Source organism: Microbacterium sp. SL75, from assembly GCF_026625865.1.
Classification (GTDB): Bacteria; Actinomycetota; Actinomycetes; order Actinomycetales; family Microbacteriaceae; genus Microbacterium.
In genome coordinates this window covers 3,286,212-3,298,094 of sequence record NZ_CP113067.1, presented here as the reverse complement: position 1 = coordinate 3,298,094, position 11,883 = coordinate 3,286,212, and the positions used below count along the sequence as shown (strand labels likewise).

Annotated in this window: 12 protein-coding genes; 8 read left to right on the top strand and 4 right to left on the bottom strand. The window is 69.4% G+C overall.

What is annotated here, in order from left to right; all coding sequences use genetic code 11:
• Position 1 precedes the first annotated feature (1 nt).
• The 7 genes from OVA17_RS15765 (at position 2) to lnt (ending at position 8,259) form a co-directional block, all read left to right on the top strand.
• Positions 2–973: an FKBP-type peptidyl-prolyl cis-trans isomerase gene (locus OVA17_RS15765; RefSeq protein ID WP_267787395.1), complete on the top strand. Its 972-nt coding sequence runs from the start codon at positions 2–4 to the stop codon at positions 971–973.
• An 88-nt stretch (positions 974–1,061) separates the two neighbouring features.
• On the top strand, positions 1,062–2,054 hold the full coding sequence (locus OVA17_RS15760) for a helix-turn-helix transcriptional regulator (RefSeq protein WP_267787394.1): 993 nt from the start codon (positions 1,062–1,064) through the stop codon (positions 2,052–2,054).
• Complete coding sequence (locus tag OVA17_RS15755) at positions 2,051–3,025, top strand: WYL domain-containing protein (RefSeq protein WP_267787393.1); 975 nt, start codon at positions 2,051–2,053, stop codon at positions 3,023–3,025. The genes OVA17_RS15760 and OVA17_RS15755 overlap by 4 nt, the downstream gene beginning before the upstream one ends.
• A gap of 88 nt (positions 3,026–3,113) precedes the next feature.
• The gene (tatA, locus tag OVA17_RS15750; protein ID WP_094733007.1) at positions 3,114–3,365 is read left to right on the top strand and encodes a Sec-independent protein translocase subunit TatA; all 252 of its coding nucleotides are present in this window, start codon (positions 3,114–3,116) and stop codon (positions 3,363–3,365) included.
• Between the two features lie 63 nt (positions 3,366–3,428).
• The gene (tatC, locus tag OVA17_RS15745; RefSeq protein WP_210075391.1) at positions 3,429–4,190 is read left to right on the top strand and encodes a twin-arginine translocase subunit TatC; all 762 of its coding nucleotides are present in this window, start codon (positions 3,429–3,431) and stop codon (positions 4,188–4,190) included.
• Complete coding sequence (locus OVA17_RS15740; RefSeq protein ID WP_267787392.1) at positions 4,187–6,670, top strand: DEAD/DEAH box helicase; 2,484 nt, start codon at positions 4,187–4,189, stop codon at positions 6,668–6,670. Before tatC ends, OVA17_RS15740 begins: the two co-directional genes overlap by 4 nt.
• Entirely contained in the window at positions 6,667–8,259 is a 1,593-nt protein-coding gene (gene lnt / locus OVA17_RS15735) for an apolipoprotein N-acyltransferase (RefSeq protein ID WP_267787391.1), read from the top strand. Before OVA17_RS15740 ends, lnt begins: the two co-directional genes overlap by 4 nt.
• Positions 8,260–8,274: 15 nt before the next feature.
• On the opposite strand, the gene OVA17_RS15730 is transcribed toward lnt, so the two are convergent.
• The 4 genes from OVA17_RS15730 to OVA17_RS15715 form a co-directional block, all read right to left on the bottom strand.
• The gene (locus OVA17_RS15730) at positions 8,275–8,646 is read right to left on the bottom strand and encodes an RNA polymerase-binding protein RbpA (protein WP_150956331.1); all 372 of its coding nucleotides are present in this window, start codon (positions 8,644–8,646) and stop codon (positions 8,275–8,277) included.
• Positions 8,647–8,739: 93 nt separating this feature from the next.
• Positions 8,740–9,537 carry a glycerophosphodiester phosphodiesterase family protein gene (locus tag OVA17_RS15725; RefSeq protein ID WP_267787390.1) on the bottom strand — a complete coding sequence of 266 codons (798 nt, stop codon included), beginning with the start codon at positions 9,535–9,537 and terminating at the stop codon, positions 8,740–8,742.
• Positions 9,537–10,484 carry an SPFH domain-containing protein gene (locus OVA17_RS15720; protein ID WP_103209654.1) on the bottom strand — a complete coding sequence of 316 codons (948 nt, stop codon included), beginning with the start codon at positions 10,482–10,484 and terminating at the stop codon, positions 9,537–9,539. The genes OVA17_RS15725 and OVA17_RS15720 overlap by 1 nt, the downstream gene beginning before the upstream one ends.
• Positions 10,481–10,972: an NfeD family protein gene (locus tag OVA17_RS15715; RefSeq protein WP_141376818.1), complete on the bottom strand. Its 492-nt coding sequence runs from the start codon at positions 10,970–10,972 to the stop codon at positions 10,481–10,483. Before OVA17_RS15715 ends, OVA17_RS15720 begins: the two co-directional genes overlap by 4 nt.
• A gap of 144 nt (positions 10,973–11,116) precedes the next feature.
• Between OVA17_RS15715 and OVA17_RS15710 the strand changes: the two genes are divergently transcribed.
• The gene (locus tag OVA17_RS15710) at positions 11,117–11,881 is read left to right on the top strand and encodes an SDR family oxidoreductase (protein WP_103209650.1); all 765 of its coding nucleotides are present in this window, start codon (positions 11,117–11,119) and stop codon (positions 11,879–11,881) included.
• The last annotated feature ends 2 nt before the right edge of the window (positions 11,882–11,883 follow it).

The window sequence follows — 11,883 nt, the reverse complement described above, 5'->3', positions numbered from 1 at the left end:
GGTGCGTAGACTCCCCGCTCTCGTGGCCGTGACCGCCCTGGCCGGATTCGGCCTCGTCGGGTGCTCGGCATCCGCCTCTTCGTCGTGCCCGACGCCCACCGACAGTGCGATCGCCTCGACCACCGACAGTGCGATCGCCTCGGTGGTCGAGGCCAGCGGCGACTTCGGCACCGCGCCCACCGTGTCGGTGCGCTCGCCCTTCATCCCCGAGACCGCCGGTACGCAGACACTCATCCAGGGCGACGGGCAGCGCATCACGAGCGACGACCAGCTCTCGCTCGTCGACGTGACGGTGTTCGACGCCGCCACCGGCTCGCAGCTGGTCGCGACGACCTACGCCGCCGACGTGAAGTCGGCGACGCCCCTGCCGCGCCTGACGCAGGCGATCCCCGCGATCGCGCCGTTGCTGCACTGCGTGGCCGAGGGGTCGCGCGTCGCCGTGGCCATCCCCGGCTCCGAGCTGGGTACCCAGGGTGCTCAGGCTCTCGGCGTCAACGAGGGCGACGGCGCGGTCTTCGTCTTCGATGTGCGCAAGGTCTTCCTCCCCGCGGCCGACGGCGCCGACCAGTACAACGCCGACTCGGGCATGCCCTCGGTCGTGCGGGCTCCCGACGGCACTCCCGGTGTGGTCATGCCCGCCGGTGACGCGCCCACGCAGGTGCGTTCGCAGACCATCAAGAAGGGCGACGGCGACGTGCTGGCCGCCGACTCGTCGGTCGTCATCCACGTCCAGGGCGTCGCGTGGGGCGCGACCACCACCTTCGCCTCGACGTGGAAGAACGGCGCGCCCGGGCAGGCGACCGTGTCGCAGTTGCCGCCGGCCCTCGCCTCGGCACTCGAGGGACAGACCGTCGGTTCGCAGGTGCTCGTCGTCGTCCCGGCCGATCAGACCGCGCAGGATCAGCAGATCCTCAAGGCGCCCGCCAATGCGGCTCTCGTCTACGTCATCGACGTACTCGGGACCGTCAGCTGATCGGCATCCGCTGACGCGGGGTTGTCTCGGGCGGTCGCGGAACGCACTGCTCTGCACCCGCTCCGCGCTCGACGCCTAGGATGGGCGGGTGCCCGCCACCGTGTCCCGCAGCGCTCCCGAGGAGCGTCTGGTGAACCTCGTCGTCGCCCTCATGGCGACCGAGCAGGGGCTGACGAAGGACACCATCTTGTCGTCGGTGGCCGGCTACCGCGAACAGCTCGAAGCGGGCGCGTCGAAAGACGCACTCGAGAAGATGTTCGAGCGCGACAAAGAGAGCCTGCGCGGCCTGGGCGTGCCGATCGAGACGATCGGCAATCGCGCGGACCCCGACGACCTTCGCGAAGCGCGCTACCGCGTGCCGACCGCCGAGTACGCGCTTCCCGAGGACATCACGTTCAGCCCCGCCGAGGTCGCATTGCTGAACATCGCGGGGGGCGTCTGGGGGAGCGAGTCGCTGTCCGCCGACGCGCGCAGCGGACTGCGCAAGATCCGGGCCCTCGGCATCCCCGTCGACGAGCCGATCATCGGCTATGCCCCGCGCATCCGCGTGCGCGACGCCTCGTTCGCCGCCCTCCAGCGGGCGATCGAGCAATGCCGTGTCGTGACCTTCGCCTACCTTCGACCCGGAGAAGCACGGCCGCGAGAGCGACGCGTGCAGCCCCTCGCGCTCGTCGAGTACGAGGCACGGTGGCATGTCTACGGCTACGACCTCAACGTCGACGCGGATCGCACCTTCCTTCTCTCGCGGATCGTCGGCGAGGTGGCGGCCACGCGCAAGAGCTTCCCCGCCGAACAGCGCGAGGGCGCGGGGGAGCGCGCGCTCGACGGCCTGCGCGCCGTCGCCGCCCGTCAACGCGCTCTGCTGGAAGTGCACCCCGGCACCGAGGCGGCGCTGCGGCTCGACCGCCGCGCCCAAGCGGCGCCCCAGGGCATCTACGTCCCGTACGTGGACCTGCACGTCTTCGCCGACGAGCTCGCCTCGTACGGCCCCGAGGTGCGCGTCGTCGAGCCCGCGGACCTGCGCTCCGAGGTCATCCGCCGGCTCGAGGCGACGCTCGCTCTCCACGGGGGTGCCGCGTGAGCACCGACCGTCCCGTCGCCGCTCTCGACCGCGCCGCGCTCCTGCTGCAGCTCGTCCCCTACCTCCTGGGCAAGGGCGAGGTCTCGGTCGCCGAGGCCGCGGCGGAGTTCGAGGTCGCCCCCGACCAGATGCGCGCGATGGTCGAGCGTCTGACCGTGATCGGTCTGCCCGGCGAGCGGGGGTACTGGCAGCTTCCCCACGACCTGTTCGACATCGACTGGGATCTGCTGGATCGCGACGATGTGATCGCCATCACGAACACCGTGGGTCTGGAGCGATCTCCGCGCCTGACCGCACGTGAGGCGGCGGCGCTGCTGGCAGGCCTTCAGCTGGCGCGGAGTCTGCCGGGCTTCGGGGATAGCGAGCTCGTCACCGAGCTCCTGTCGAAGCTCGCGCGGGGCGCCGCGACCGCTCCGGCCGCCGTCATCGTCGCCCCGGGTCCCGTCGACGGCGTGCGCGACGTGGTCGACGAGGCCCTGCGCTCGCGCGTCGCCGTGACCTTCACCTATCACGCCCCCGGTGCCGACCCCATCACCCGAACGGTCGACCCGATCAAGGTGCACATCGCGAACGGGCAGTGGTACCTGCAGGGCTGGGATCACCTGCGACAGGCCGTACGCACCTTCCATCTCGACCGCGTCAGCGACGCGTGCGTCACCGACATCGCGGCCGTGCACGGCGCCGACCCGGTGCCCGAGCTCTTCGCACCCACCGATGACGAGGTCGTCGCACGCTTCCGCTTCCCCCGAGCGGTGGCGCCCCTGTTGTCCGACTACCTCGAGCGCGCCGAGATCGAGGGAGCAGACGATGCTCTGGCCGTCGCCTCCCTCCGGCTGGCGGATGAGCAGAGCCTCAAGCGGCTCGCGGCGCGTCGTGGGGGAGAGGTCGAGTTGCTGGAGCCCGCGGGGGCGCGGCGCGCGGCCGCTGCCTGGGCGGCTGCCGGACTCGCGCAGTACACGCCCGAATCCTGACCGATTCCGCCGGGTTCCCGCGCGGCGGAGCACGCTCCCAGCGCCCGGGTTAGACTGAAGCACCGCCCGAACGAGACGAGGAGTCCCCATGTTCCAGGGTTTGACCGGATGGCACCTGTTGATCGTTCTCGCTGTCATCCTTCTTCTGTTCGGTGCCGCCAAGCTCCCCGCTCTCGCGAAGAGCATGGGTCAGTCGGCACGAGTGTTCAAGAGTGAGATGAAGGAGATGAAGCGCGACGACGAGGTCGCTGCCGCATCCGAAGCCCCGCGCGCCACCGACGTCGGCACTACGCCGACCGTCGCTCCCGAGCCGCGCAGGTCGACCGACCCCACCGTCTAACCCGTGGCGACGGCAGGACCGCCGCGGATCGACGTGCCCGAAGGGCCGCGGCGCGACAAGCGCATGTCGATCGGGGCGCACCTGGTCGAGCTGCGCAAGCGTCTGATGATCGCGGCGCTCGCGCTCGTTGTCGGCATGGTGGTGGCCTTCATCATCACCGATCCGATCATCCACCTCATCACCGAGCCGATCCGCGTGATCGCCGAGCGCCGCGGTGACGACTTCTCGGCGCTGAACTTCACCTCGGTGACCTCGGCTTTCGATCTGCGCATGCGCATCGCCTTCTCGATCGGCATCTTCCTGTCGGCGCCGGTGTGGCTGTGGCAGATCTGGGCGTTCATCATGCCCGGGCTCACGCGCAAAGAGATCCGGTACACGGTCGGGTTCGTGGCATCCGCCGTGCCGCTCTTCTTCGTCGGCTGCTGGGTCGGCCTGCTGATCGTCCCGCACGTGATCGAGCTGATGTGGGGCTTCACCCCCGAGGGCGGCGTCAACTTCTACAACGCCACCGATTACTACGATTTCGTCTTCAAGCTGATGATCGTGGTGGGCGTCGCGTTCGTGCTGCCGGTGTTCCTGGTCGCCCTGAACGTCGCGGGCATCATGAGCGGCAAGGCGATCCTCAAGGGGTGGCGCGTGGCGATCCTCATCGCGACCCTGTTCTCGGCTCTCGCGACCCCCGCGGCCGACATCATCAGCATGCTGATGCTGGCCGGCATCCTGACCGTGCTGTTCTTCGCTGCGGCCGGGGTGTCGATGCTGTTCGACCGGCGCAAGGCCCGCCGACTCGCGGCGTCCGAGATGCCGTCGGGGCCCATCGCGTGAGCTCGCCCAGTCCGGCCGAGCGATTCGCTCGAGCCGCCGCCCGTTCCACGCACCCGCACACGGCGGACTTCGCCGAGATGCAGCGTTTCGAGCTCGACGACTTCCAGATCGCCGGATGCCATGCCCTCGAGGACGGCCGCAGCGTCCTGGTGGCCGCCCCCACGGGCGCAGGAAAGACGATCGTCGGAGAGTTCGCGATCCATCTCGCGATGCTCGAGCCCGGTGACAAGGCGTTCTACACCACCCCGATCAAGGCGCTGTCGAACCAGAAGTTCCACGAGCTGCAAGAGGTCTACGGCGACGACGAGGTCGGCCTGCTCACGGGCGACACGAACATCAACGCCTCGGCGCGCATCGTCGTGATGACGACCGAGGTGCTGCGCAACATGCTCTACGCCGACTCGCCGGCCCTCCGCGGCCTGCGATTCGTCGTGATGGACGAGGTGCACTACCTCGCCGACCGCTTCCGCGGGGCGGTGTGGGAAGAGGTCATCATCCACCTCCCGCCGTCGGTCAAGCTCGTGTCGCTGTCGGCGACGGTGTCGAACGCCGAGGAGTTCGGCGACTGGCTCGACACCGTGCGCGGCGACACCGAGGTGATCGTGTCCGAGACCCGGCCGGTGCCCCTGGAACAGCACGTCCTGGTCCGGGGCGATCTGCTGCCCCTGTTCGACGATCGTGCGGGGGTCGCCACGGCGCAGGTGAACCAGGAGCTGTTGCTCATCCGCGGCGGAAACGCCGGCGGGTACGAGAACAACCGTCGCGCGCAGGAGTACCGCTCCCAGCGGCATGCGGGCGGCCCGCGGCACGCTCACCAGCGTCGCGGCGGACACAAGCCGCTGCGCGCGCAGCAGGGGCCGCGCATCGAGCGCATCGACCGCCCCGAGGTCGTCGAACTGCTGCAGCGGAATCATCTGCTCCCCGCGATCTTCTTCATCTTCAGCCGCGCCGGGTGCGATGCCGCCGTGCAGCAGTTGCGCCGGGCGAACGTGCGTCTGACCTCGGCCGAGGAGCGCGTCGAGATCCGCCAGATCGTCGACGAACTGACATTCACGCTCAAAGACGAAGACCTCGCCGTGCTGCACTTCTGGGAGTGGCGCGACAACCTCGAGCGGGGTATGGCCTCGCATCACGCGGGGTTGCTCCCGGCGTTCAAAGAGGTCGTCGAAGAACTGTTCCGCCGCAAGCTCGTCAAGGTGGTCTTCGCAACCGAGACCCTCGCCCTGGGCATCAACATGCCCGCGCGCACGGTCGTGCTCGAGAAGCTCGAGAAGTTCAACGGTGAGGCGCGCGTCGCCATCACCTCGGGCGAGTACACCCAGTTGACCGGTCGCGCCGGTCGCCGCGGGATCGACGTCGAGGGTCACGCTGTCGTGCAGTTCACCGAGGGGCTCGACCCGCAATCGGTCGCCGCCCTCGCCTCGCGGCGCACGTATCCGCTCAACTCGAGTTTCCGGCCCACGTACAACATGGCCGTCAACCTCATCGATCAGTTCGGTCGCGCCCGCGCCCGCGAGATCCTCGAGTCGTCGTTCGCGCAGTTCCAGGCCGATCGCTCGGTCGTCGGCCTCGCCCGTCAGGTGAAAGAGGCCGAGGAGTCGCTCGACGGCTACGAGAAGGCCATGACGTGCGATCGCGGCGACTTCCGCGAGTACTCCACGATCCGCCGCGAGCTCAGCGACCTCGAGAAGATCAATAGGCGCGATGCCACGGCGCCCCGCCGTCTGCGCGACGAGCGACAGCAGCAGATCCAGTCGCTGCGCAAGCGGATGCAGCGGCATCCCTGCAACTCGTGCCCCGATCGTGAGGCGCACGCGCGCTGGGCGGAGCGGTACTGGAAGCTCAAGCGCACCACCGACAAGACCCGCCATCAGATCGACCAGCGCACGGGCACCGTCGCGCGCGTCTTCGACCGCGTGGTCGAGGTGCTCGCGACCCTCGAGTACGTGGCGATCGAGGAAGACGGCGCAACCGTGCTCACACCGGCCGGCCGCACGATGCGGCGCATCTACGGCGAGCGGGACCTGTTGGTGGCCGAATCGCTGCGGCAGGGCCTGTGGCAGGGACTCGACGCCCCCTCTCTGGCAGCGCTCGCGTGCTGCCTGGTCTACGAACCGCGTCGAGACGAGGCGGGCCCGGGTGAGCGGAGGCTGCCGCGCGGTGCCTTCCGCGAGGCTCTGGACACCACGCAGACCCTGTGGCAGCAACTCGACGACCTCGAGCGCGACCACCGTCTGCCCGGCTCCGAGCCGCCCGCTTCCGGGCTTGCCCCTGCCATGCACGCGTGGGCGAAAGGTCTGCCGCTCGATAGCGTGCTGACGCTCGCGGACATGGCCGCGGGCGATTTCGTCCGCTGGGCGAAGCAGACCATCGACCTGCTCGACCAGATCTCGCTCGTCGCCGAGCCCAAGCTCGCCAAGACCGCTCGCACCGCGCTCGATTCCGTTCGACGCGGCATCGTGGCCTACACCTCGGCATGAGCCGTTCGTCCGTGGCCGTCGATGCAGCGCCGGCCGCAGCCCCCGCGCCACCGCTACGCCTCGCGTTCGCCGCGCCCCTCGCCGTGGTGGCGGGTTTGTTGCTGGTCACCGCCTTCCCGGCCCTCGCCTGGTGGCCGATGGCGTTCCCCGCCGTCGCGCTCGCGCTCGTCACCCTCATCGGTCGCCGGTTCTGGTCGGCCGTTCTGATCGGATTCCTCTTCGGGGTGGCGTTCTTCTCGGTGAACCTGCTCTTCACCGCCCGCTACCTCGGGCCCATCCCGTGGGCGGCCCTGTTCGTACTCGAGGCGTTGCTGACGGCCGTTCTGGCGGCACCGATCGCGCTGGCGTATCGCTGGCTGCCCCGTGTCGCACCGGGGCGTGTGGGACGGCTCCTGCTGCTTCCGGCGCTGGTGGCCGCCCTCTGGACCCTGCGCGAACAGATCGTGGGTTCGTGGCCCTACGGTGGCTTCCCCTGGGGGCGGATCGGCGTCTCGCAGGTCAACAGCCCCTTCGCCGAGGTCGCGTCGTGGGTGGGCATGTCGGGGTTGTCGTTCCTGGTCGTGCTGTTCTGCGCGATGGCGATCGAGTTCGTGCGCGGCGGGCGCATGCGCCGCGTCGCCGGCGCCCTCCCCGCGGCGCTGGTGCTGGTGGTGCTGTTGGCCCTTCCGGCATTCCCCACCACCGACGCGGGCTCGATCCGCGTCGGTGCGGTGCAGGGCAATGGTCCGGCGGGGTACTTCGACCAGCGCTCGCGCAACGCCGTGCTGAATGCGCAGCTCGCGGCATCCGCTCCGCTGTTCGGACAGAAGATGGACGTGCTGCTGTGGCCCGAGGGCGGCGTCGATTCCGACCCGACCTCCAACCCGGCGACGGCGGCGACGCTCGCGGAGCTCTCGCGGCGCATGGATGCGCCCCTGCTGGTCTCGGCGGTCACCGAGCGCGGCTCGGAGCTGTTCAACTCCTCACTGCTGTGGACGGCTTCCGGGCAGGAGGGGTCGACCTATGACAAGCGGCATCCCGTGCCGTTCGGAGAGTACGTTCCCGATCGCGCGTTCTGGGAACCCTTCGCCCCCGATCTGATCGGGCTCATCGGCCGTGAGTACACTCCCGGAACGGCCCCGCCGCTGATCGATCTCAACGGGGTCGGTGTCGGGCTCGCGATCTGCTTCGACGTCATCTACGACGACGTCGTCTGGGACGGCGCGAACGAGGGCGCCGAGGTCTACATGTTCCAGACGAACAACGCCGATTTCCGCGGCACCGACGAGAACCTCCAACAGCTGGCCTTCGCGCAGATGCGCGCGATCGAGACCGGCCGCGCGGTGGTGAACCTGTCGACGGTGGGTACCAGCCAGGTCATCGCGCCCGACGGGTCGACGCTCGACTCCCTTCCGCCGGACACTGCAGGACACATGCTCACCGACGTGCCGCTTCGCACCGGACTGACCCCGGCGGTCGTGATCGGGCCGGCCGTGAAGATCGTTCTCGGGTGGGGGAGCCTCGCGGGGCTGATCGCCGCCGGGCTCGTCCTGGCCATCCGCTCGCGGGCGACGAAGAAGACGCCGACCCCCGAAGGGGCCGGCGTCTGAATCGGCGGGTCAGCGTCAGGCGCTGAGCTTCTCGTTCCCGGCGCCGCGACGAGCGCGGACGAAAGCGAGGCGCTCTTCGAGGAGTTCCTCGAGCTCGGGGATCGTGCGACGCTCCAGGAGCATGTCCCAGTGTGTGCGGGCGGCCTTGTCGGCGCTGTGGTCGACGGTCGCCGTGCCCTCGCCGATGCGCAGGAGAGCCTCGGCGCCGCAGGTACGGCACTCCCAGGCGTCGGGAACCTCGGCGTCGGCAGCGAAGGTCAGGACGGTGTCGCGTCCGCAGGTGCTGCAGGAATAGGTGTGTTGTGCACGGTCGTGGAACACGACGCCGTCTTCGCTCTGGAGGCTTTGGGCGCCGAGTCGGATGCCGCGGAGACTGCGGTCTGCCATTTTGTGGTCCTCTCGTCGGTCCCCATGTATAACGTTCGCACCTGTGCGCTTTATTCGAACTGCGCGCGTCCTGACGAGTTTCACAGTGGATGCTCAGACAGATGCTGTTCCCCGTCTGTTCACGAGCGCGAGGGCGACGTCCGCGCGGTCGGTGACCAGACCGTCGACACCGAGGTCGAGCAGGCGCGACATGTCGTCCTCGTCGTTCACCGTCCACACGTGTACTTCGACACCGGCCGCGTGCGCGTCGCGGATCAGTCCTCGAGAGACGACCCGGATCGGTCCCTGGCGCTCGGGGATCTGAAGGGCGTCGATGTCGTCGAGGATGCCGCGGACACGCCCTGTCCGGCGCAGGGCGCGAGCGGCCAGGAGCCGCGCGATCGTCCCGGATCCGGGGGAGGTGGCGGGTCGCGTCGTAGCGCCCGCCGCCCGGGTCGCGGCCAGAGTGTCGAGGCGTCGCTCGTCGGAGAAACTCGTGATGAGAACGCGCTCGGTGTGCGGGGCGACGAGCCGACCGACCTCGGCCGCCGCGGCCGCGGCCTTCACATCGAGGTTGAAGCGCACCTCGGGGAATGCCTCGAGCGCTTGGGCGAGCGTGACGAGACCCCCGCGCTCGGCCATCAGCTCCTCGATCTCGTGCAGGCGCACGTCGGCGATCGCCCGGGGGTCGCCGGCCACCCGCTGCAGGTCGTCGTCATGGAACAGCACGACCTCGCCGTCGGCGGTGAGGTGGCAGTCGGATTCGACGTAGTCGGCCCCGGCCGCGTGGGCCTCGGCGACCGCGGCGAACGAGTTCTCGACGACGCCCTGGGTGGCGGCATCCGGGGTCACCAGTCCGCGATGGGCGAGCACGCGCGGGGTGGAGCGGGACAGGAAGGGATGCCGTGTCATCAGGGGGCCGAGTCGCTCGAGCCGGGCGCGACGATGGGGGAGTCGTCGCCACCGGTCCGCGAGGCGAATGCTCCCGAGATGCCCTTGAGGGCCTCGGTGAACTCGCTCGGGATGATCCACAGCTTGCTGGAGGAGCTGTCGCTGATCTTCGGCAGCGTCTGCAGGTACTGGTAGGCGAGGAGCTTGTCGTCGGGGCGCCCCTCGTGGATGGCGGTGAACACCGAGTGGATCGCTTCGGCTTCGCCCTGCGCGCGCAGAACGGCCGCCTGCTTGTCTCCCTCGGCCTCGAGGATCGCGGCCTGGCGCCGACCCTCGGCTTCGAGAATCTGGGACTGCTTCGAGCCCTCGGCGGTCAGGATCGCGGCACGGCGATCGCGTTCGGCTCTCATCTGCTTCTCCATCGAGTCCTGGATCGAATGGGGAGGGTCGATCGCCTTGAGCTCGACACGTCCGACCCGGATGCCCCATTTTCCCGTGGCTTCGTCGAGGACGACGCGCAACTGGCCGTTGATGTTGTCGCGGCTCGTCAACGCCTGCTCGAGGTTCAGCCCGCCGACCACGTTGCGCAGCGTCGTCGTCGTCAACTGTTCGACCGCTCCGAGGTAGTTGGCGATCTCGTAGGTGGCGGCGCGCGCGTCGGTCACCTGGAAGTACACGACGGTGTCGATCGAGACGACGAGGTTGTCTTCGGTGATGACCGGCTGCGGAGGGAACGAGACCACCTGCTCGCGCATGTCGATGAGCGGACGCACCCGGTCGACCAGCGGGACGACGAGGTTCAGGCCGGGCGTGAGGGTCTTGTGGTACCGCCCGAGGCGCTCGACCACGCCCGCCCGCGCTTGCGGGATGATGCGGACGGCGCGGAAGAGGACGACGACCACGAAGACCACCACCGCCGCCGCGAGGATCCATCCGATCGTGACGGGGATGATGTTGTCGGCGTTCATGTCGCGACCTCCTTTTCGTGCGCGCGCGGAACGACGGCGCGGACGACGGCGGTGGCGCCGTCGATGCGGACGACCTCGACGCGCGTCGCGGGGTCGAGTCGGATGCCGGTGTCGCTGCGCGCGGTCCACACGTCGCCGTTGGTGAGTTTGACCTGCCCCGGGACAGAGGGCGACACACGCGACAGCACGAGACCCTGGAGGCCGAGCAGGGCGTCGACACCGGACGGGCGTTCGTCGGCGCCGCGGTGCAGACGCCGGAGCAGCGGAGGCCGCAGGAAGGTCAGCAGGGCGACGGCGGCCAGTGCGGCCACGATCGCCTGCATCCACAGCGGCGCGCCAAGCAGGTCGGAGAGGAGCCCCGCGGCGCTGCCCCCCGAGAGCATGAGGAAGGTCAGTTCGCCCGTCAGCATCTCGATGACGACGAAGACGAGGATCAACACGATCCAGCCGATCCAGGCCCACGTGTCGGGAGTGGAGAGAACGTCCATTTCGTGCCTCCTGGCCCGAACGTAGCACCGGGGCGCGCCGCCGGGGTCGGTTCTCATCCAGCACACAGGCTGCCCGCCCCCGGGAGGTGCCGGGTCGGTCGGTAGGCTGGGGAGTCGATCTTTCGAATCGTCAGGAGAACTTCCGTGTCCCAGACCCTTCCGTCCGGCTCCCTGAGCGGCAAGACCGCTCTCGTCACCGGCTCGTCGCGCGGTATCGGCGCCGACACCGTCCGCTACTTCGCCGAGGCCGGCGCGAACGTCGTCATCAACTTCCGCAACAAGGCGCCGCGCGCCGAGAAGCTTGCCGCGCAGCTGCGCGAGCTCGGCGTCGAGGCTCTCGTCGTCGGTGCCGACCTCACCGATCCCGAATCGGTGAAGGCGATGTTCGACGAGGTCGAGCGCACCTTCGGCGGTCTCGACATCCTCGTGCTCAACGCCTCGGGCGGCATGGAGTCGGGCATGGCCGAGGACTACGCGCTGCTGCTCAACCGAGACGCGCAGGTCAACGTGCTCGAGACGGCCCTGCCCCTGCTCACGGCCGAGGCCCGCGTGGTCTTCGTCACCAGCCACCAGGCGCACTTCATCCGCACCACCCCGACCATGCCCGAGTACGAGCCGGTCGCCCTGTCCAAGCGCGCCGGCGAAGACGCTCTGCGCCAGAAGATCCCCGCCCTCGAGGAGCGCGGCATCGGCTTCACCGTCGTCTCGGGAGACATGATCGAGGGCACCATCACGGCCACCCTGCTCGAGCGCGCGAACCCCGGCGCGATCTCGGCCCGCCGCGAAGACGCCGGCAAGCTCTACAACGTCTCGGAGTTCGCGGCCGAGGTGGCCCGCGCCGCGGTCGACCCGGTGCCCGCCGACAACACCCGCCTCGTCGGAGACACGGGTTCGTTCGGAGGCGAGTGATC

What these genes read in the sequence shown, in the direction of transcription:
- tatA (WP_094733007.1), top strand. Translation starts at nt 3,114, where the DNA reads ATGTTCCAGGGTTTGACCGGATGGCACCTGTTGATCGTTCTCGCTGTC.
- tatC (WP_210075391.1), top strand. Translation starts at nt 3,429, where the DNA reads ATGTCGATCGGGGCGCACCTGGTCGAGCTGCGCAAGCGTCTGATGATC.
- lnt (WP_267787391.1), top strand. Translation starts at nt 6,667, where the DNA reads ATGAGCCGTTCGTCCGTGGCCGTCGATGCAGCGCCGGCCGCAGCCCCC.
- OVA17_RS15730 (WP_150956331.1), bottom strand. Translation starts at nt 8,646, where the DNA reads ATGGCAGACCGCAGTCTCCGCGGCATCCGACTCGGCGCCCAAAGCCTC.
- OVA17_RS15725 (WP_267787390.1), bottom strand. Translation starts at nt 9,537, where the DNA reads ATGACACGGCATCCCTTCCTGTCCCGCTCCACCCCGCGCGTGCTCGCC.
- OVA17_RS15720 (WP_103209654.1), bottom strand. Translation starts at nt 10,484, where the DNA reads ATGAACGCCGACAACATCATCCCCGTCACGATCGGATGGATCCTCGCG.
- OVA17_RS15715 (WP_141376818.1), bottom strand. Translation starts at nt 10,972, where the DNA reads ATGGACGTTCTCTCCACTCCCGACACGTGGGCCTGGATCGGCTGGATC.